This is a genomic window from Companilactobacillus jidongensis, from assembly GCF_003946575.1.
Classification (GTDB): domain Bacteria; phylum Bacillota; class Bacilli; order Lactobacillales; family Lactobacillaceae; genus Companilactobacillus; species Companilactobacillus jidongensis.
This window is the reverse complement of sequence record NZ_RHOP01000009.1, coordinates 71,759-94,580: the sequence shown is the minus strand read 5'-3', so window position 1 is coordinate 94,580 and position 22,822 is coordinate 71,759. Positions and strand designations below refer to the sequence as shown.

The window sequence follows — 22,822 nt, the reverse complement described above, 5'->3', positions numbered from 1 at the left end:
GAAGAAAAGTGTATTGGTAGATTAGGTCTAATACAGAATGTAAAACTATTGTCAGAAATGATGTAAAATAGGTATCACGAGGTGATCATATGAAAACATATGGCATGACAAATAATAAATTAAATAGTTTAAAAGAGTTTGAAAAAGAAATTCCAGTTCCATCTGGAAAGGATATTTTGATAAAAATTGAAGGTCTATCAATCAACCCAGTTGATATTGCGACCAGAAAAGGATTCACAGAGAATGGTACAAAGCCGCTTATTCTAGGATTCGATGGCTATGGCACAGTGACGGCAATAGGTGATCAGGCGGATAAATTTAAAGTTGGTGACAAAGTATTTTTTGCTGGAGATCACACGCGTGATGGCAGTTATCAGGAATATGAATTAGTTGATGAGAGAATCGTTGCTTTAGCGCCTGAAAAAACATCGATTGACGAAAGTGTCGCCATGCCACTGGTAACGTTGACTGCTAGTGAATTACTGTACGAAAAATTGCATGTTGATCCAAAAGAAGATAATAGTGATAAAACAATTTTGATCATCAATGGTGCAGGAGGCGTTGGGTCGATTGCCATTCAACTGGCGCATTTGGCAGGATTACAAGTTATTGCGACTGCATCAACGGATGAAAAAATTAAGTGGGTCAAAGATCTTGGCGCTGATCTAGTGGTCAACCATCATGAAGATTTGATTAAGCAAGTTCACAATTTGGGTATTGATACAGTTGATTATATCTTAGGACTAAGTGACAATGATCCACATTGGAATGAAATTGTCGAGTTGATCAAACCATTTGGAATTTTTGCAACTATTACTAACTTGCATGATTCTCAAATCGGTGATCTGAAACAAAAGTCAGTTGACTTTGCTTGGGAATGGATGTTTACAAAGGCCTTTTATAATCTTGATTCAATGTCGACTCAAGGAGTCTATCTTGAAAAACTAGCTACTGGACTTGATGGTGGGATGATCAAATCTACAACAACTAAAGTTTTGCATGGATTAAATGTCGAGACTTTGACCAAAGCAACTGAATTAGTTGAAGCAGGTCACATGATGGGAAAAGTTGTTATTATAAAATAAAAAAGCTGGGATTTTTTCCCAGCTTTTTTAAAAGGCTAAATTAAATTATAATGTTTGAGTCCGTTGACGATACCGTGATCAGTATTAGCAGTAGTAACGAATTCGGCAGCTTTTTTGACACTGTCAATACCGTTGCCCATTGCAACACTGTGTTCAATTTCCGTAATCATTGGCAAGTCATTAGGACCGTCACCAAATGCATAGACAGGCTTGTCCTCAAGCTCTAGCCCACTCAATAGGTGTTTGATACCATTCATTTTTGAAACACCTTTGGCAATTGTATCAATTGCATAAGGACCAGTTTTATAGAATGTTAATTCGTTGCCGAAGATTTTAGAATAGCGCTCAGGACCATCAGGTGTAACTACTAAGATCATTGGGAGCTCTTCCTTTTCATAGAACTTAGGGTCAACACCTGGAATGGGGATTTTAACTGACTTATAAAAATCATTCACAAATTTGGTACTCTTAGTTGTGTACGTTTTGTCAAGTGAGTGCATTGTGATAATATCATTGTATTGTTTGGCTTCTTCGATAACCTTAGCAACAGTCTCTGGTGAGATGTTTTTCTTGTAAATAGTTGTGCCAGCCGATTGAACGTAAGCTCCGTTGAATGAAACAAAAGTATTAATGCCAGTTGGACCAGTTACATCGACTAATTCGCTCGGTGCGCGTCCAGTACTGATAGCAGGAAGATAACCATTATCGCGTAACTTGTGGATAGCTGCCGCTACATCAGGATCTATTTTGGAATGTTCGTTCATCAATGTACCGTCAAGGTCGAAAAAGACAGTACCTTTATAATCTTTATTCAAAAAATCACCAACTTAATTCATATTTTTATACTAATATATATAGTAGCAAGTTTTAATGAATTGTTATAGTCTTAAATCGAAAGTAGATGGAGTGAAGTATAAATGAAAATTTTAATGATTGAAGATAACAAGTCTGTATCAGAAATGATGAGTATGTTTTTCCAAAAAGAAAGTTGGGATGCTCACTTTGCATATGACGGAAACGAAGCAGTTGATATGTTCAATGAGGCACCTGATGATTGGGATATGATTACACTGGATTTGAATTTACCTGGTAAAGATGGAATGGAAGTTGCCAAAGAAATCAGAAAAGTTTCTAAGACGGTTCCTATCATTATGCTGACGGCCCGTGATACTGAGAGTGACCAAGTTCTAGGATTAGAGTTCGGTGCTGATGATTATGTTACTAAGCCATTCAGTCCTATTACTTTGATCGCCAGGATGAAGGCTATTCATCGTCGTAATGAAAGTGTTGCTGAAGAAGCTTCCAAAGGTAGTACCAATGTTGAATCTGATGCAACCGCAGATAATGATGGATTCGATGTTAATACTGGTTATTTCAAGTTGAATTCTAATACTCGTGAAGCTTTTCTAGGTGATAAGGAGATTCCTGATTTGACACCTAAGGAATTCGATCTTTTGAAGACTTTAGCAAGTAAACCTAAGCAAGTCTTCTCACGTGAGCAGTTATTGGAACAAGTATGGGATTATGATTATTTTGGGGAAGAAAGAACTGTCGATGCCCATATCAAAAAGTTACGTCAAAAAATTGAAAAAGTTGGACCACAGGTCATCGAGACCGTTTGGGGAGTGGGCTACAAGTTTGATGATTCTGGACGTAAGGTAGATTAATTATGAAGTTAATTTATCAAAATATGCTGAGTTTTTTGATCGTTATCCTTACGACTTTGGGGATTATTCTGTATTCTGTTACGAGTACTTCGACCACTTCAGAATACAATCGAACTTATAAGGATCTTGAGAGTTATGCTGGTAATCTGGAAAAAATAGCTCTGAAGACTGATTCAAAAACAGGACAGATTCATAATATCACTGGGGATAATATTAAGACTGTCGAGCAAGTTTTATCGGATAAAAATGTTCAATTCGCAATTTTTGATTATCAAAATGATCAAGTTTATCCAACTCCACCAACAAATGTGAAGTTGCACTTAAAGCAATCATATTGGAATAAATTGAAGCAAGGTAAGACGATTCGTAATATTCAAAAGCCTGAGAGCTCTGAAGGTAATCCTCGTTTGAGTAACAAAAAGGATAATCTGAGTTATGTTTATGTTCTGACACCGTGGTTCCAAAATGGTAAATTGATTGCGGCTGTTTGGGCCGGATCTGATGTCTCACAACTACAAACAAATATTGGTGAGCTAAATAAACGTTTGTACTTTGCCTTGTTAATATCTCTATTAGCTGCGATTATTCTTAGCTTTTTGTTGTCACGTTACCAAGTCAACCGTATCAATCGACTTCGTGGCGCAACGAGATTAGTTGCCAATAATGACTTCTCAGTTCATATCGAAAGTAAAAATACCGATGAATTAGATGACTTAGCCAATGATTTCAACACCATGGTTAAGTCACTAGAAGCCTCAGATAAAGAAATCAAGCGTCAGGAACAGCGTCGCAAGGAATTCATGGCTGATGCATCACATGAGATGAGAACACCGCTTACGACCATTAATGGCCTATTAGAGGGTCTTGCATATGATGCCATTCCTGAAGAATCTAAGGGGCAAAGTATTCAATTGATGCGTAATGAAACTAATCGTTTGATTAGATTAGTCAATGAGAACCTTGATTACGAGAAAATTCGGACTAATCAAATCACTTTGGCAAAACGTGTCTTTGATGCGAATGCACCGTTAAAAGATATTGTTTCACAATTGCAGAAAAAGGCTGCGGAGTCCAAAGATAAATTAACTTTGGAAACTCCAGAAGATGAATTGGAAACATATGCAGATTACGACAGATTTGTACAAGTTATGTTCAATATTATGCAGAATTCGATTCAATTCACTGATAATGGTGAAATTACTGTTACTGGATATCGTGCTGATGATCGACATGCTTCAATCTTCAAGATTCAAGATACTGGTATCGGTATGTCTGAAGATCAAGTCAAGAATATTTGGGATAGGTACTATAAGGCTGATCCATCACGTAAGAACCGCAAGTATGGTGAGTCTGGATTAGGATTATCGATTGTTCACCAGTTGATTGAAAACCACGGTGGTGAAATTTATGTTAAGAGTAAGCTAAATGAAGGTACGACTTTCACTGTAACTTTGTTTGATGAAGGTTATGAGCACAAAGTAGATAAAGATAAAGTACCTGATTGATCTAACCAAAAGACCTAGGACAAATATTAATATTTGTCCTAGGTCTTTTTTTAGTTATTAGCATCATTCTTCAATACGTATGACCAATCATCAATTGGCGTTCTGTCGCCATTTAACTCGGGTGCATCAGTGTTGTAGAGATGGGTAGTAGATTTGTTATCGTTCTTAGAATACAAACTGGTTGAACCAGCTCCTAGTGAGTTACGCGTCTTGATCAATCGTTGAATCTGGTTGAGATAATTGTACGATTCATCAGTGGGGTTAACCGGAGTGAAGCCGTTTGGAGTGTAGAACCTCAATAAGTCTTTGTTATTTACAGCGTCTGATATTTTTAGCTTAGTATTAACTTCTTGTTGCCAATTAGTTACTTTGTCCTCTAAGTCAGGATTGTCTTGTAGGTCGATCAATTCCCCCGTTTCATTGCTATAAACTTGTGGTCCTTTGCTGTTGTTGACTACAGTGTACTTGGTCGTGACAAAGTTCTTATCTCTGAACGCTACTAGGCCCTTATGTTGCTGAGATAATAAATCAGAGCCGACTTGAACATAGTTCTTAGTATTTACGCCAGCCAGATGTAAGATAGTCGGTAAGACGTCAATTTCGCCACCATAAGTGTGATTGATCCCACCCTTTAACCCATTCATATGGATCATAAATGGTACTTTCTGAAGTTGAGAATTGTTATAGGAGTTGAAAGTATTTGGATCAAGTCCAATTATTGGAGCTAGTGCTTTAACCCTATCTTCTGAAATCCCATAGTGATCACCGTACAAAACAATCATGGAGTTATCATATAATCCAGAATCTTTTAGATAGTCAAAAAACTCCTTAAGTGAATTATCCAAATAGTGAGCAGTCACAAAGTAACTACCAACACTATGATCAGTTGTATCGGGTGCAGTGAAACCATCGTTGTCATCCTCACTTAGTGAATATGGATAGTGGTTAGTTACAGTTATGAATTTGGTATAAAAAGGTTGTTGCAATTGTTCTAAGTATTTAACGCTTTCGGATAACATCAGTTTATCCTTCATACCGTATCTCATGTTGGCATTTTCAATCGAATTATCATAATATGATTGATCGAAGAAATAATTGTAGCCCATATTTTTATAAACTTCATTTCGACTCCAAAAACTACCAACATTACCGTGGAAAACGGCACTAGTGTAACCTTTTTTCTGTGCCAGGATGGCAGGGGCTGATTGGAATGTGTTCGATGGTCCATTGGTAGGGAAGAACGTTCCACTACCTAATCCAAATAATCCCGACTCTAACATTGTTTCAGCATCACTAGTCCGACCGAGTCCAACCTCATGATAAAAATTATCAAATGAGATTGTATTATTATCGCTATATAGACTGTTCAAGAATGGTGTAACTTCTTGATCATTGATCTTCATGCCAAGCAAGAATTGTTGAAAACTTTCCAGATGAATAATAATAATATTTTTTCTGTTAGCTTTTCCAAAGTATTTTGGATTAGGTGCTGCATAATTAGTATCAACATAATTAAGCACATCGTCCATATCAGTTCCGACCGCAGTGGATCTTGCTTGGTCGGTCATTGTTGACTTAATTGCATCATAACCGAGAAATGAATTGAATCCGAGATATTTAACGACATAGGCATGGTCAAAAGTTCGTGATAATAATTGTGGACGATTTCCTTCAGCAATCATCAAATTGACTGAGAAAATCAAAACACCAACTGAAGTAGTTGCTATAGCAGTTAACTTACGAATTGGTTTAGTATCTAGTTTGATGAGTTTGAAACTAAATAATAATATCAAGATGACCAAGTCGACGAAATAGATAAAGTCATGAATCTGCATGAGTGAGAAAGTGCTGGAGCCCAAGCCTTTTGATACTTTGCCAACTCCAAGAATAACAGATGATGTTAAGAAGTCAGAGAATTCACGGTAATACAAAATATTCGCATACAAAAATATGGATTCGATTAAATAAATCAGTCCCATAATGATATACGAAATTTTGGTTCTTTTGATATACAAAGGGATGCTTAAGAGAATCAATGATGTGGCAATCGGATTGATTATCATAATGAGATGTTGCAGTGGATCATTTAAGCCCAAGGAAAAATCAACATAGTAGGCAATAACGGTTTTTATCCACAGTAAAAATACCAAAAAACAAATAAAACCCACTCGTTGGTTAACCAACGACTTAAATTTTAATTTTATATTATTCATACAAATCCCTTAAATTGTGTCATATAGTCCTATTATATCAGTTATATTTTAACCCACGAAAAAATACCCCTGACAGATAGAGCTGTCAGGGGTATTTGTGTTGGTCTTACCTAGAATAGTCATATTCTTTTTACGAGTTAAATATAGCATGTCGCATTAACAATATTCCATTTTAATAATTGTATTTTAACTATCAATAGATTTGTTAAATGAAGTTTTAATTACCAGTATTTGAACCTTTAAGAACACTGGACCAATTATCGATATATGTTCTGTCGCCATTCAATTCTGGTGCATCAGTATTATACATTGGTGTAGTCGATTTATCGTTATTCTTTGAATAAACACTGGTTGATTTGAGCCCTAGATCGTCACGGGTTTTGACCAATCGTTGAATTTCATTTTGATAGCTGTACTCTGACGAATCAACCGGTGTGAAACCTGTTGGAGTATAAAATCTCAAGAGGTTCTTATTGTTGATAGTGTCTGATATTTTCAACTTCTTGTTAACTTCTTCTTGCCATTTATCAACGGTTTTGGATAGTTGTGCATTGTCATTGAGGTTTACTTGAGCACCAGTACTGTTGTCATAAACAATATGTCCACCATCATTTCCGCGAATAACTGTGTACTTAGTAGTTATGAATTCTTTGTCACGGAAGGCAACAATATCACTGTGTTTCTTTGATAATAAGTCTGTACCAAGTTGAACGTAACCTTTGGTATTGACACCAGCAAGGTGAAGGATAGTTGGCAGAGCATCGATTTCTCCACCATAAGTATCATTAAGTCCACCCTTTAAGCCATCCATGTGGATCATAAATGGTACACGTTGCATTTGGACTTCGTTGAAATCACTGTTATTGGTATCATAGCCGAGCATTGGCGCAACAACTTTATCCTGACTAGCATTCAAGCCATAATGATCTCCATATAAGACAATCATTGAATTGTCATAAATTCCGCTGTCCTTGAGATATTGGAAGAATTCTTTTAGGGCACTGTCAAGGTAGTGCGCTGTGACGAAGTAATTGTCAACAACACTATTACCAGTATCTGGTTTAGGGAAGTCAGCAGTTTGATCCTCATCACCTAAATCATACGGAGTATGGTTAGTAACGGTAATGAACTTGGTATAGAAAGGTTGTTGTAGTTGCTCGAGGTATTTGACACTTTCGGATAGCATCAACTTATCCTTCATCCCGTAACCGATACTGGAATCATCACTTTGGTTAAAGTAATTTAAATCGAAGAAATAATCATAACCCATGTTTTTGTAGACATCATCACGATTCCAAAAGCTACCAACATTACCGTGAAAGACGGCACTAGTATAATTTTCTTTTTGCTTGAGAATGGCTGGTGCAGCCTGGAACGTATTGTCTGAACCCAATTTGGAGAATAACGATCCTTCAGGTAATCCATACAAACTTGTTTCCATCATGTTTTCAGCATCGCTAGTTCGTCCACTACCGACTTCATGGAAGAAGTTATTGAATGACATAGTATTCTTGTCATTATATAAACTATTCAGGAATGGTGTAACTTCTTGACCATTGATCTTCATGCCAATTAAAAATTGCTGGAAACTTTCTAAGTGAATAATAATGATATTCTTACCTTTAGCATTTCCAAAGTAATTTTTATTAGGTGCAGCGTAGTTTTGATTAACATAATCGAGCACATTGTCCATATCAGTTCCAACTGCAGTCGATCTGACCTGATTATTTTGAGCTGACTTAATGGCATCGTAACCTAAAAAAGTATTAAAGCCTAAGTATTTAACAATATAACTGTTATCAAATGTCCGACCAAGCAATTGTGGACGATTTGTTTCGGCCAGCATCAAGTTAAGTGAGAACAGGAATACACCAATCATGGTGGTCGCAAAAGCCGTTAGTTTACGTATCTTTGTACGATCCATTCTGATATAATGGCTGGCAAATAAAACAACAATTAATACAAAATCTAAAAAGTAAATAAAGTCGTGTCCCTGCATTAAACTGGCAGAGCTACCGCCTAAACCCTTGGTAACTTTGGAGGCACCGGCGATGGTGTTGAATGAGATAAAATCAGAGAATTCACGGTAATATAAAATATTCGCATATAATAAAATATTTTCTAAAACATAGATAACCCCCATCACGATGTAGGATACAATAGCCTTGTTGATGTATAACGCTACACTTAGCAAGATGATTGCTGTAGCAATGGGGTTAATGATCAAAATGAAATGTTGTAACGGATCATTTAATCCCAACGAAAATTCGGCGTAGTAGGCTATGACAGTTTTTAGCCATAAAAAAAAGACCAACAGGCTGACGAAGCCGATGCGCTTATTCAAAAACGATTTAATTTTATTCATAAAAGTTCCTTGTTTGTAAAATTTCTTTAATAAATTTATATTCTTCTAAATAAATTGCTTAATTGTTAGTATAATACGTATTAAGTAAAAAGTGGGAAAGAATGAGAAAAATGATATTTTTAGGACCTTTGTATAATTATGTATCCAATATGTATGCAACTAGAATTAATCATTTTCCGTTGATTCGCCTATCTTTCTATGCTGTTGATAAAGCTATATTATATACGCTTTTCTTCATTATATTAAGATTTATTTGGATTAAGTGGAAACATAAGAAGACAAGTTTTATTCATGAATTTTGGGTGACTGCCTTCGCTTTTTATGTGCTCCTACTTTTTGCACTGACTGTCTTTAGAGATAGTTACTTTTTGTGGGAATTTAAATTCTTTTTTCATCGGCCGCTTTCAGAAATCAACACGATACCATTCGTACAGACCTTTAAATTATTAAATGCCAAGTCTTTAGTGGATTTCTTTTATAATTTATATGGTAATATTGTATGGTTCGTTCCGATGGGAATTTTTATTCCTGCTTTGGGCAAGAAAGACCGGAAGTTTTTTAAAGTCGTCTTAATCGGTGCTTTAATATCTACTTCTATAGAAGGTCTACAATTCATTTTAAACACCGGTGTGACGGATATTGACGATGTGATTTTGAATACAATTGGTGCTGCAATTGGATATTTGATTTATTTTGTCGGAAATTGGTTGAAAAATCGCATAAAGATTTGAAATTTTCAGTGGAAATGATAATCTAGTTTTAGAATAAATGGAGGAGAGAAAATGACACATATTAAATTTGATGATTCAAAATTAAATAAGTTCATTCATGAAAATGAACTCGGCGAAATGCAAAACCTTGTAACTGCTGCCGATAGTGAACTACGTAAAGGTACCGGTGCCGGTGCTGACTTCCGTGGTTTCATTGACTTGCCAGTTGATTACGACAAGGATGAATTTGCTCGCATTAAGAAAGCTGCTAAGAAGATTCAATCTGATTCAGAAGTATTTATCGGAATCGGTATTGGTGGATCATACTTAGGTGCTCGTGCTGCTATTGATTTTCTAAGCTCATCATTCTATAACGTTAAAAACAGCAAGGATGTTCCAGAAGTTTACTTTGCAGGTAACTCAATTTCTCCTAACTACCTTGCTGACTTACTAGAAGTTATTGGAGACCGTGACTTCAGTATTAATGTTATCTCAAAATCAGGTACAACTACAGAACCTTCAATCGCTTTCCGTATTTTGAAAGCTAAGTTGGTTGAAAAGTATGGTGTAGATGGTGCTAAGGGCCGTATCTATGCTACTACTGACCGTGCTAAGGGTGCTTTGAAGACAGAATCAGATGCTGAAGGCTACGAAGAATTCGTTGTTCCTGATGACATCGGTGGACGTTTCTCAGTTCTTACAGCTGTTGGTCTATTGCCAATCGCCGTTGCTGGTATTGACATCGACAAGTTGATGGAAGGTGCTGCTAAAGCACGTGATGACTTCTCAGATGCTGATCTATCAAAGAACGATGCTTACAAATATGCTGCCCTAAGAAATATCTTATACCGTAAAGGTTACACAACAGAATTGCTTGAGAACTACGAGCCAAACCTACAATACTTCGGTGAATGGTGGAAGCAATTGATGGGTGAATCAGAAGGTAAAGACCAAAAGGGTATCTACCCGTCATCAGCTAACTTCTCAACTGACCTCCACTCATTAGGTCAATATATTCAAGAAGGACGTCGTAACTTGATGGAAACAGTTGTTGTCATCGACAAACCTCGTTTTGAAATGGCTATTCCTAGTGAAAAAGAAGATCTTGATGGCCTAGGTTATCTTGAAGGTAAGTCAATGGACTACGTAAACAAACGTGCTTACGAAGGTGTTGTACTTGCTCATACTGACGGTGGCGTTCCTGTGATGAGCGTTCACATCCCAGAACAAAACGCCTATACATTAGGTTACTTGATCTACTTCTTCGAAATTGCTGTTGGTGTTTCTGGATACTTGAATGGTATCAACCCATTCAACCAACCAGGTGTTGAAGCATACAAGAAGAACATGTTTGCATTGCTTGGCAAACCAGGCTTTGAAGAACTTGGTAAAGAATTAAACGAACGTCTGTAATATTTTAAAAGTGGTTGCCGTTATGGCAATCACTTTTTTTATTTGATCGAGTCCTAAAATAAGAATTATAATTGTATTATATAAAATATGTTATTCGGGGATGTTATTTGTGAAAAAAAGTATGATTTTGATTGCTACGGGTCTTGCTGGTGGAATGATTATGATGGGTACGAATATGGTTACACGTCAGCCATCTATTAACATTGTTAAAGCCGATGTTAGTGCTGATGGAATATCAGAAGAATTAAAAAATCAAATTGCTGTGGGAGTACCGCAAATAGTGACTCCAGAATATATTGGAAACTTGGTACAGTTCGAATATATCCAAGGAAGCACGTTAAATGACATTTCTGGATTGAATTATGGTACCAAAATGGGTTTAATCGATTTACATAATAGTAATGTGTCAAATATAAGTCCATTATCCAATTTGACCAATTTAAAAACCCTGAATTTAAATGGAACAGATTTTGTTAAGAACTTTAATAATCTGGATGATTTAAAGCTGCTTACTAATTTGACTTCATTGGATGTTGGCACTGATAATAGTGACGGAACAATTAGTGATATTTCTGGATTGAAGAATATGAATCAACTAAAATCGTTGAATCTAAGTGGTGGTGCCATAACTGATGCTAATGATCTTTCAGGATTAACTTCGTTATCGGATTTGAATCTGTCTAATAATTTAAAGCTAACTGATATATCAGGTATTTCAAATTTGAATAATTTGAAGACCTTGAATTTGTCCGGAGATAACAATATTCAAGATTACAAGTCACTTGAATCGAATAAATCACTTACAAATGTTACTTTAGGAACACAAAATATTAATATGGATCCACTTTATGTCGATGCAGATTCAGGAACAGTTGACTTAAGTAAATACATTTATTCTAAGGATGCAACAGTTACGCCATCTATTACTGCATTTGACCCTAATGATGGTAGTCACCCTACAGCGGTTTATGATTCATCAACGTCAACAATTAATGTTGGTGGAGTAACAGGTGATAGAATGACGGTTACAATTAAACAAGAATTAAATATAAATGGTAAGGATTATCCGTTTGAGATCATTTTAACTCAGCAAATGGCATCTAAAACTTTGCTACCAAGTCTAAATACAAATAATGTTTCTATTAAACAAGGTCAAACATGGGATTCATCCAGCGGGTTATCTGGTTATACAGATCAGGGTAAATTTCTCCCGATAAGTAGTGATGCATTTAAACAGCTTGTTGACACAGACAAAATATCAGTTACAGGTGATATAGTCGATACTAATAAACCAGGAATATACCATGTGACATATATTGTTGCTGGCGTACCTCCTGCAACAATAACTGTTACAGTCACTCCAAAAGCAAGTGATTCTTCAGGCAATGGCTCAAGTTCCAGCGCATCAGATATATCTGATATCAATAATTTGTCATTGATCACAAAAAAAGCAGATTCAATTCCAATTTATGATGCAAATGGTAAAAAAATATCAGATAAAACTTTAAGCAAGTTGACAACTTTTAATACGACTAAGAAGGATGTCGTCGATGGCAATACTTACTATGAAATTTCAGATGGTGAATGGGTCAAAGCTGACGATGTTAGAGAATATGTTAAAGAATCGGGTGTATTACAGACTAAATCTGATTCAGATAAATATATATTGAATCTTAATGGTGTTAGATTGAATCGTGCTTTGAAGCATACAACTGATTGGTTGTATAATGGATCGGCTGAATTCAATGGAACTAAGTACTATCGAGTAGCGACTGATGAGTGGGTCAAAGCCGACGATGTTATTTTGATCAATAGTATAAATGGTGTGGTGAAAGCTAATGTTCAAGCCACTCTATATAAAGATACTGGTGAGAAGTCCAATCGTGCTTTAGCCAGAAGTTCTGAATTCATCACTGATAAGGTTTCAAAATCTATTAATAATGAAACAATGTATCGAGTAGCGACTGATGAATGGGTCAAAGCTAGTGATGTTACATTTAATTAATATTTGGGTAGTGGCCAGTATGGCCACTATTTTTTTGCCCGTTTTGATTTTAATTGGTCTAATTTTTTCATATAGATTTATAATAATACTAGTATATAACGATTATTATTATTATTTTTTGATTTATTAATGAGTTCTTGGATGTTAATTATGAAAAAATACCCAAATTATCTCGTAATTATAAAAAAATCAGTATTCGTAAATACAATTTGTATATATGGGCGTAAACAGGTTTAAATAGAGTGCTATTATCGATTTATTAATAAAGTACAGAACCAATTTTTCTAATGGTTTGATTCTTGCTTTTGATGGGAGTTTTATTTATGAAGTTAAGTAATGGGCGTAAACTATTGTATTCTGACGATAAGCTGAAACCATATAAAACAGACAAATTGTGGCTTGCTGTTCCACTTGCAACTGCCTCAATTGTGGCAGGATTAGCTGTGACTACTCCAGTTAATGCTGCCACCAATGAAGCAAGTTCAACCAATAATGAGCCTACAACAAGTGAGTCAAATACTAATAGTTCAGATGGAACAACTAATGCTGATATATTAGATAAAAAGACAAGTCAAAAAGATGTTACAGGCAAAGATGATTTGACTGATCAATCTGTAACAACTGATAATTCTGAAGTATTCGATAGCAATCAAAGTAACAATGAAACTGTCACGGATATCAAAGATACTGATAACGTATCATCAGTATCTACACCACGATCCTATTCATCAGTATCTGAATATGCTAGTGTTCAAAAAAGTTCATATGATAGTAAGTACCAGCAGCCAATAAGCTATGCCGCAAGTAATCCACAAGCTGATAGCATAGAGACAAGGGATACGAATTCGTCAGATACTGAAAATATGCAGAGTACTGATTCTACACAAAGTTCGACAACTCCGACTGCCAAAGATAACGGTAGTTATGTTCCTGTTCTTGCGAACTTCGAAATCGGAGTTAGCGGAAAATATGTACTTTATAATGCTAAAGCTGTCGCATCGGTTTTACCATATGGTACAAATCATATGGCAGAAAATGATCCATTATTCGGATTTTATATTGTGTTACCAAAATCTGTTACGGGAGATTTGGATGAGTTTCAGACTGCTGCTGATGACTACGTAGTAAGAGAGGAAGCATCAACAGATATATCGCTTTCCAGTTTGAATGTATCTCAATTGAACAATACTACTGATGGACGTGAAGTATTTTACTTCCGTCCTGATGATGATGCTCACGTATTAGTACCTGATCCTGATGTCAATCAAGGAGGTACCACTGATTCCAAACGTATAAAACTGTTACTTCCGATTCAAACTGGAGCAGATATTGATACTACCCCTGCCACAATAACCATAAATGCCGGAAAAGATGCTGAGGTTCCAGAATCTGATGTATTATTTGCCGGTATCGGTGACAATTTTTCAACTGAACCATTATATAAAACAATTGCTACAAGTGATTTAGGAATTAATGCACCAGATAAAAATATGGTTGGTATTTCATATACTAATTCTCTTGGAAATAGTGTTGCAAAGACATTAACATACACTCATGTCGATGTAACTGATACGTACATTGCCTGGGATAATGATATTAATGCTAGGATTGGATATCCAAAAATCGTAACGGGGCAAGATGGGACTGTCTATGAACGAACTGATTTAACTGATAATCCAGCAAATATCACTCATTATTTTACAGCAGATAAATATTGGTACCCTTCAATGACAATTAGTGATGGAACACTGACCGATGAAATGGTTCTGAGACCGACAAAGCTAGAGACAAGTTCCACAGGTGCGGTTGCAGGTAATACTTATTATGTCTATGTTAATGAAATAAAAACTAAATTAACGGGAAATGATTCAACCATTAATGCAAGTAGTGATTCAACTTGGAATCCTGATTCTAATGTTTCAATCATTGCTCCGGGTGGAAATTCAATTAAGATAAGTGATATGACTGGCGGCAGTTCTGCTATATCGGCTCCTGGAACTTATACATATACCGATACTGAGGGTAATGTTCTGACAGTTATTTCGACTGTTGATCCTACAAAAGCTGGAACATATACAGTCAAATATAGTTATGTTGATGCTCAGAAAAATAAGACCTTTATTAATGGTAATACTGGGGTTGCAAAAACGGCTAGTATTACAGCAACGGTAACCGTCAAAGATGTGGATAAGTCTTCCATTGCTACTTCAAATCCAAACTTGGTAACAGGACAAGATTGGCCCTTGTCAAATGGTGTTACATCATTAACTGATAGCAATGGTAATTCAGTAGATCCGGCTACCGCATGGGTTAAATCATTAACAGCCACTGACTCAAACGGTGATCCAATTACAAGTATTGATACTTCTAAGGCTGGAACACAGACGATAACTTATCATTATACAGATCCTACAACGGGTAAAACTATTGATTCTGATCCATTAACAATTACGATTGCAGATAATGATAGCAAATTAGAGACTCAACCTATGACAATTGCTAAAGGTGACACAAGTTGGACTCCACTAGATAATATCAAGTCATTGACTGATAGTAATGGTGATTCGATTACTGACCTATCTACTGCCAAGATTACGGAAACATATTTTAACAGTGATGGCACACAAATTTCAGCAATTGATACTGCTAAACCAGGTCAATACACAATCAAGTATACTTATACTGATCAAAATGGTGTGGAACATGCGGATATTGGTACAGCAAAACTGAACGTTATTCAAGATAGTGTTATTTCCACAAAGGATTCGACCATTGCTGTGGGCAAAAATTGGACACCGACCGATAATGTTTCTGGAATAACTGATCCATATGGCAATCAAGTAACCATTAGCCAGGTTTTGGGAAATACTTTAACATACATAGATAATGTAGATACTATTACACCAGGAACATACACCGTTACGTATACTTATAACGATGGATTTAAAACTATTAATCAGACAGCAAATGTCAATGTGATCAATGATGATAGTCAAATAACCGTTCCTGATCTCACAGCATCATCGAATACACTGGTTTCTGGTCCAAGTATGTCTAATTGGGATCCAACTATAGGAGTTACATTGACTGATGCTAATGATCCGTCCGTGACGGCATCAGAAGCTTTTGAAAATAATAGTTTAACGTATAAAATAACTGACTCAGACGGTCAACCTATTACAGGTAATGTCATTAGCAGTAGTACTCCTAGTGGAGTTTACAAGGTAACTTACGATTATACTGATTCACTTGGGAACAAGGTAACAAGTTCCACAACTGTTACGGTCATTGCTTCTGGTATTGATGTTGTTGCACCAGATAAAACTATTACGACTGGTACAATTTGGTCTCCAGCTGATAACATTACGTCATTAGTTGATGAAAATGGCAAAGATGTAACAAGCTCTGTTGCTTCAGATTTAGCAGATAAAACATTAAGTGTTGTTATGACTGATTCGAATGGTAATGTTGTAGATCCTGATAATCTAGATACTTCCAAACCTGGCACTTATACAATTACATATACGTATAAAGATTCGGTTGGGAATATTAAGACCGCAACTTCAATTTTGACTATTAAACGCAGATCTTCAGGTGGAAGCTCAAGCAGTGGTTCTAATAACGAAAATAACACCGGAGATTCAAATAATAATTCGGGTAATGGTACAACTGTTTTACCAGATAATAATTCTGATAATGGATCAACAGGGGATAATGGTTCTTCCACTATAGTTGATCCTTCTGGCGATACTGCCTCATCAACTGTTATTAACGACAAAATTAATAAAGATGAAAATGTTATTGTGTCAGGTAATTCAACTAATATGACTGGTAGTATTTTTACTAACGTATTAAGCACAAATGAATCCAGCAAAAACAATCTTAATGGAACTGACAGTTCAAACAGTAGTCAATTCCCACAAACGGGGGAACAATCTACTACTTGGTATGCACAATTAGGGATGTTCTTACTAACAATTTTAGGTGTAATTGGATTTAGACGAAAAAAAGATTAAGACAGTACTGAATCTCGTATATGGGATTCAGTATTTTTTATTAAACATAAAATTATTTTTAGCTTTTACAAAAAAACCAATGCTTTTTTCTGTAAAGCATGATATTATATCAATGGCTAATTGAGCGCACGCTCAAATTATTCATTATTAATATAATTATAAGTGCTGTATGACTTAATCGTGTGCTCAATAACTATGAAAAATACGGAGATAACATCATAAGTTATAAATGATAATATATCGCCGAATTTCTAAACCAATAGAAAAGAGGTACTACTATGAAAGATGGTAGTGAAGTAGAAGCAAACGAGACAACTGCAAAGCGTAGCAAACTCGTAAGTTCCAGTTCTGCAGATAATAAGAGCTTGGACGAAATCAACGGTAGTATTGAAGTTCCTGAAGGCGCCGGGTTCTGGAGAACGTTGATGACTTACACTGGTCCTGGTATTTTGATTGCTGTTGGATATATGGATCCTGGTAACTGGATCACGTCAATTGCCGGTGGTGCTCAGTATAAGTACACGCTGTTATCAGTTGTACTTATCTCAAGTTTGATTGCTATGTTATTGCAATCGATGGCAGCTAAATTGGGTATTGTTACCGGAAAAGACCTGGCCCAGTTAACTCGTGAGAAGACTTCAAAGTCTGGAGGAATAATCCTTTGGATTATCGCTGAACTGGCGATCATGGCGACTGATATTGCTGAGATCATTGGTTCTGGTATTGCGATTAAGCTGTTGTTCAATATACCGCTGATAGTTGGTATTTTGATTACAGCTGCCGATGTTTTGATTTTACTGTTATTGATGAAGTTAGGATTTCGTAAGATCGAAGCCATCGTTGCTACATTAGTTTCAGTTATTTTATTAGTGTTCTTATATGAGGTATTTTTGGCAAAGCCAAGCGTTACCGGAATTATTAACGGATATTTCCCACAGAGCAGCATTATTACTAACAATGGTATGTTGTATCTGTCACTTGGTATCGTTGGTGCCACAGTTATGCCACATGATTTGTACTTAGGTTCATCAATTTCACAAACTAGAAAAGTTAATCGTGAAGATAAGAAGGATATAGCTAAAGCAATCAAGTTCTCAACGATTGATTCAAATATTCAATTATTCTTAGCCTTCATCGTAAACAGTTTGCTCTTGATATTAGGAGCTGCATTATTTTATGGTACAAACAGTGAATTAGGACGTTTCGTTGATTTGTTCAACGCATTGAGCAATAAGCAAGTTGTTGGTGCTATTGCCAGTCCTATTTTGAGTATGTTGTTCGCCGTGGCATTGTTATCATCAGGTCAAAGTTCAACAATCACGGGAACACTTTCTGGTCAAATCATCATGGAAGGTTTCATTAGATTAAAGATGCCATTGTGGGCACAGCGATTATTAACAAGACTTTTGTCAGTTACACCAGTTTTGATTTTTGCATTTTACTATCATGACAATGAAGCTAAGATTGAGAATCTGCTGACATTCTCACAAGTATTCTTGAGTGTTGCCTTGCCATTTGCTATTATTCCACTAGTACTATTTACTAGTGATGAGAAGATAATGGGTCAATTCAAGAATAAGAAGTGGGTCAAGTATTGCGCTTGGTTTGCAACAATTGTCTTAATAATATTAAATATTTACTTGATTGTTCAAACAATTGCGGAAGCATAGTGGAGGATAAATGGTAAAAAAGAGTGACATTCAAAAAGAAAAAATATTAAAGGCCGCTCAAAATCTATTCGCCGAAAAGGGATTTGAAGCAACTACCACGAGAGAAATAAATCGAGCCGTTGGAATTTCTGACGGTTCTTTGTATTACTACTTTCCAGATGGGAAAAAGCAAATTTTGAATATGATCGTCAAAAAAGGTATGATTCATCGTGAACAGGGTGTCGTCCGTTCCGCTGTTGAAGTTCATAATTTGGAAGAATTTGAAAAGCAAATTATGGATATGTATGATCGAATCTGTGAAATTTTCTCAGATGAAGAAGGATATCGATCATTTATGATCACCATCAGAGAACGCGCAATTTTATCGAATGAACAATCTGAGTGGATCTCTCAAGTATTGACGCGAATCAAGATGAATTTGACGGCAAGTGTAAAATCGATTCAAAATCAAATTCGCATATCAGATGAAGATGTAGCGTCTTTGACTGATATAATTGTTGCGATAATGCAGCGCTCGATATACGAAGAATTATTAATAAAAAATAAAAAATCAATCGGACCAGAGGTAAGAAACCGCACTGTATCACAGGTTAGATTGTTTATAAGATTGATTACTAAGTAGGAAGTCATAATATGGCTTCCTTTTTTCGTGAAAAATATTTGTATTTTATTCTGGTTATGGTATATTAATGTCGAAAAGTGATTGAACACTTACTAAAATAAAAAGGACAATATCATGATTTCAAGAAATGATTTCGTTAGGACTAATTATTATCGAGAATTTTCGGATGACATTATAAAAAGTAAGAATCAAGAAGCTTCCGTGGCAGATCATTACGATTGGTCGATTAATTCATGGATTGGTAAATTATTTGAATTCTTTATCAGATTCTTTTTGAAGCTGATTGCAGTTTGTTATATCAAGTTCACGCGAATATCAATTGTTGGAGTCGAAAAGTTAACTAATGAATCGAAATTTATTATGTATGGAAATCATACTCAACCAACTGGAGATGTTCTGTTACCTAATGTTTTAAGTAAACGTTCAAGTTTTAATGTCATTGCTAGTCCTGCAAATCTTGGGATTCCAATAATTGGTAAGCTCATCAAATATGGCGGAGGATTGCCAATACCGGATTCGATGCACCAAATGGCTAATTTTAATAATGAAATAATCAAGCGATTGAAACATAATAATTTCTTGATGATTTACCCTGAACAACATGTTTGGCCATATTACACGGATATTCGTCCTTTCTCAAAAGCAGCCTTTCACTTTCCAGTTGAGAATAATGTTGAATCGTTTTGCATGACAACGACCTATCAACGAAGAAAATTTTTTAAAAAACCTAAAAAGACAGTTTTCATAGATGGACCATTTACCGTGTCCAAATTGGCAACTGAAAAAGAACAGCAAAGATATTTGAGTGATGAAATAAGAAATTGTATGAAAAAGCGAGCGCAACTGAGTACGTATGAATACATTCATTACAAAAAGAAGGGGTAAAATTGAATATTTTATATTGTGGGGATAGCAATATTAAAGATGGTTTGTTAATTTCTATTTTATCGTTGATAAAAAATACTAATGGACCTTTTAAGATTTATGTTTTAACAGCTGATATCAAAACAAGTCAAAAAGAATATTATCCAATTGATGACAGAACTATAAAGTATTTGGATTCTATTTTAAAAAAATCTAATCAACAAAATAATATAAACAAAATTGATATTACGAATTTGTTCGATTCTAATAAGCCAACAGCTAATATGCAGACTATTTTCACTCCAGGATGTATGTTGCGACTATATGCCGATCAGGTTTCATTGTTACCAGCAAGAATTTTGTATCTTGATACTGATGTTATTTGCCGGAAAGACTTCAGTGATTATTATTATCAGAACCTGAATGGTTATGAAGTAGCTGGAGTGTTGGATTATTACGGTAAGTGGCTTTTTCATAATTGTATTACCAGCTTTGATTATTTAAACTCTGGAATAATGTTATTGAATTTGGAAATGATCAGGAGAACTGGATTATTCAGAAAATGTCGAACAATGTGCCGCAATGAAAAGATGTTCATGCCAGATCAATCGTCGCTGAATAAATTAACGACAACTAAAAAAGTTTGTGGTCGTAGATTCAATGAGCAACGTAAACTTCATAAAAATACAGTTTTTCAGCATTTTACGACTAGCTTCAGATTGTTTCCGTGGATACATACGCTGACTGTGAAACCATGGCAAGTTGATGAAATGCATTCAAAATTAGGATTGTACGAATATGATTCCATATTAAATCAATATCAGAATCTAAAAGAAAATTTATAAGGTAGGTTTTAAACATGACAAATTTAAAAGAAATTCCAATTTTTTATTCTATCAACGACAAATATGTTCCTTATTTATCAGTGTCAATTGAATCAATCATCGAAAATGCATCAGATGATAATATTTACCGAATAAAAATTTTGTATCAAAAATTGAGTAAGGGAAGCATCAAAGAATTATCAAAGTTAAACAGAAATAATGTAAAAATCGAATTCATATCTATGGATGAAGATTTCACTGAAAAGATGGGATCTGAACATACTAAGTTACGTGGTGACTATTTCACATATACAATTTATTTCAGACTATTTATTGCTGAAATGTTCGACGAATTGGATAAGGCAATATATTTAGATGCTGACACGGTTGTAAATTGTGACATTGCTGATTTTTATCACATTGATTTACAAGGTAATTTATTGGCGGCTGCCCCAGATACATTTGCAACTGATAATCCCGAAACTGTTAAGTATGTGCAGGATGCATTAGGAATACCTATCAATAAGTACTTTAATTCTGGCGTTCTATTAATGGATTTGGCACAGTTTCGTGAGATTAAATTTGCAAGTAGATTTTTGAAATTCTTGAATACGTATCAATTGGATGTGTTAGCGGCGGATCAAGATTATTTGAATTTGATGGCTTTTGGACATGTGTTGCCTCTTGAGCGGATTTGGAATGCAACACCAACAATTCAAAAAGTCGATGATAGTAACCCACAAATTATCCATTATTGCCTGTTTTACAAACCATGGCATTACAGTGATATTCAAAATGAAAAATATTTTTGGAATTACGCAAGTAACTCTAATTATTATGTATTATTGCGACAAGAAAGAGATCTGTATTCGGAAGAAGACAAGCAAAATGATAATAAAAATGTTCATTACTTATTAGAGAAAGCTTTGTCAGTAGTTGAAGCGGGTGAAACCCGTAAAAAGATTGAATCAAGTCGAGCTTTAGAATTATGATTATTGGTAATTCAAAGGTTGAGGTTATAAAGAATATCAAGCAAGCAATTAATGACAAAAAATTCAATGATAAGGTCGAGATCGATGATCCTGTTCTTACAAAAGATGAAAGTCGGGATGTTATTCAAAAATATTTACATGATTTACATAGTCCGTTTTACCGAGTAAATAATTTGGTATCGAGAACGATCGCAAATATTATGACTTCGATTTTGAATATTAATACCAGTATTGTTGGACTGGAAAACATCAAAAATATACAGACTGGTGCAATTGTTACAAGCAATCATTTTAATCCTTTAGAAAATACTGCTATCAGGGCAATGGTACATAAAGCTGGTCGACGTAGGCTATTCATTGTTAGTGAAGATACTAATCTATGTATGAAGGGTCTCATTGGATTCTTGATGAATTTTTACGATACTATTCCTATTAGTAGTGATATTGACTATGTCGGCAAAGAGTTTCCCAAAATGCTTCAAAAGGTGTTAAATGAAAAAAAATTAGTACTTATCTACCCAGAACAAGAGATGTGGTTCAATTATCGGAAACCAAGACCTCCAAAGCGAGGAGCGTACTATTATGCTGCCAAATTTCAAGTACCCATCATTTCATGCTTTGTTGAAATAATCGATACAGGAAAACCTGATAACAAGGAATTCAATAAAACACAATACATAGTTCATGTATTAAAACCGATTTATCCACAAGGAAAAAGTATAAGAGATGACAGTATTGAAATGATGAATCAGGATTATCAACAAAAAAAGGCCGCCTATGAGGCTGCCTATGGTGAAGAGTTGAATTATAATTTTGAAAATACTGATATTGTTGGTTGGAGAAATTAAGAGCCTATCGAAAAATCGATAAG

The 22,822-nt window shown here is 35.3% G+C and carries 16 protein-coding genes; 13 read left to right on the top strand and 3 right to left on the bottom strand.

All coding sequences use genetic code 11. From position 1 onward, the window contains the following. Nucleotides 1-89: 89 nt before the first annotated feature. Nucleotides 90-1,085 carry a zinc-binding alcohol dehydrogenase family protein gene (locus tag EKM68_RS07365; protein WP_125589342.1) on the top strand — a complete coding sequence of 332 codons (996 nt, stop codon included), beginning with the start codon at nucleotides 90-92 and terminating at the stop codon, nucleotides 1,083-1,085. 35 nt (nucleotides 1,086-1,120) lie between these two features. Here the strand turns inward: EKM68_RS07365 and EKM68_RS07360 are convergent, their stop codons facing one another. Continuing rightward, the gene (locus tag EKM68_RS07360) at nucleotides 1,121-1,900 is read right to left on the bottom strand and encodes a Cof-type HAD-IIB family hydrolase (protein WP_125589340.1); all 780 of its coding nucleotides are present in this window, start codon (nucleotides 1,898-1,900) and stop codon (nucleotides 1,121-1,123) included. Between the two features lie 102 nt (nucleotides 1,901-2,002). Between EKM68_RS07360 and EKM68_RS07355 the strand changes: the two genes are divergently transcribed. Further along, nucleotides 2,003-2,752 (top strand): response regulator transcription factor, encoded by a 750-nt coding sequence (locus EKM68_RS07355; protein WP_125589338.1) that lies wholly within the window; start codon nucleotides 2,003-2,005, stop codon nucleotides 2,750-2,752. Between the two features lie 2 nt (nucleotides 2,753-2,754). Continuing rightward, nucleotides 2,755-4,257, top strand: coding sequence for a sensor histidine kinase (locus EKM68_RS07350; RefSeq protein WP_125589336.1), 1,503 nt, complete (start codon nucleotides 2,755-2,757; stop codon nucleotides 4,255-4,257). A 50-nt stretch (nucleotides 4,258-4,307) separates the two neighbouring features. Here the strand turns inward: EKM68_RS07350 and EKM68_RS07345 are convergent, their stop codons facing one another. Continuing rightward, complete coding sequence (locus tag EKM68_RS07345; RefSeq protein ID WP_125589334.1) at nucleotides 4,308-6,470, bottom strand: LTA synthase family protein; 2,163 nt, start codon at nucleotides 6,468-6,470, stop codon at nucleotides 4,308-4,310. Nucleotides 6,471-6,687: 217 nt separating this feature from the next. Continuing rightward, nucleotides 6,688-8,835: an LTA synthase family protein gene (locus tag EKM68_RS07340; RefSeq protein WP_125589332.1), complete on the bottom strand. Its 2,148-nt coding sequence runs from the start codon at nucleotides 8,833-8,835 to the stop codon at nucleotides 6,688-6,690. 101 nt (nucleotides 8,836-8,936) lie between these two features. Between EKM68_RS07340 and EKM68_RS07335 the strand changes: the two genes are divergently transcribed. From EKM68_RS07335 to EKM68_RS07290, 10 genes are all read left to right on the top strand, one after another. Continuing rightward, a complete protein-coding gene (locus EKM68_RS07335) occupies nucleotides 8,937-9,566 on the top strand; it encodes a VanZ family protein (RefSeq protein WP_318530725.1) in 630 nt (209 codons plus the stop codon). Nucleotides 9,567-9,617: 51 nt separating this feature from the next. Further along, the gene (locus EKM68_RS07330; RefSeq protein ID WP_125589330.1) at nucleotides 9,618-10,958 is read left to right on the top strand and encodes a glucose-6-phosphate isomerase; all 1,341 of its coding nucleotides are present in this window, start codon (nucleotides 9,618-9,620) and stop codon (nucleotides 10,956-10,958) included. Nucleotides 10,959-11,067: 109 nt separating this feature from the next. Next, complete coding sequence (locus tag EKM68_RS07325) at nucleotides 11,068-12,963, top strand: SLAP domain-containing protein (protein WP_164509387.1); 1,896 nt, start codon at nucleotides 11,068-11,070, stop codon at nucleotides 12,961-12,963. 323 nt (nucleotides 12,964-13,286) lie between these two features. Further along, entirely contained in the window at nucleotides 13,287-16,979 is a 3,693-nt protein-coding gene (locus tag EKM68_RS07320) for a beta strand repeat-containing protein (protein ID WP_164509386.1), read from the top strand. 278 nt (nucleotides 16,980-17,257) lie between these two features. Then, the gene (locus EKM68_RS07315; RefSeq protein ID WP_125589324.1) at nucleotides 17,258-18,649 is read left to right on the top strand and encodes an Nramp family divalent metal transporter; all 1,392 of its coding nucleotides are present in this window, start codon (nucleotides 17,258-17,260) and stop codon (nucleotides 18,647-18,649) included. Nucleotides 18,650-18,659: 10 nt separating this feature from the next. Continuing rightward, nucleotides 18,660-19,271, top strand: coding sequence for a TetR/AcrR family transcriptional regulator (locus tag EKM68_RS07310; protein ID WP_125589322.1), 612 nt, complete (start codon nucleotides 18,660-18,662; stop codon nucleotides 19,269-19,271). A gap of 114 nt (nucleotides 19,272-19,385) precedes the next feature. Further along, nucleotides 19,386-20,156 carry a lysophospholipid acyltransferase family protein gene (locus tag EKM68_RS07305; protein WP_125589320.1) on the top strand — a complete coding sequence of 257 codons (771 nt, stop codon included), beginning with the start codon at nucleotides 19,386-19,388 and terminating at the stop codon, nucleotides 20,154-20,156. 2 nt (nucleotides 20,157-20,158) lie between these two features. Then, nucleotides 20,159-20,980 carry a glycosyltransferase gene (locus tag EKM68_RS07300; RefSeq protein ID WP_125589318.1) on the top strand — a complete coding sequence of 274 codons (822 nt, stop codon included), beginning with the start codon at nucleotides 20,159-20,161 and terminating at the stop codon, nucleotides 20,978-20,980. 14 nt (nucleotides 20,981-20,994) lie between these two features. Beyond that, entirely contained in the window at nucleotides 20,995-21,951 is a 957-nt protein-coding gene (locus tag EKM68_RS07295; RefSeq protein WP_125589316.1) for a glycosyltransferase family 8 protein, read from the top strand. Continuing rightward, complete coding sequence (locus tag EKM68_RS07290) at nucleotides 21,948-22,799, top strand: lysophospholipid acyltransferase family protein (RefSeq protein ID WP_125589314.1); 852 nt, start codon at nucleotides 21,948-21,950, stop codon at nucleotides 22,797-22,799. Before EKM68_RS07295 ends, EKM68_RS07290 begins: the two co-directional genes overlap by 4 nt. Nucleotides 22,800-22,822: the final 23 nt, after the last annotated feature.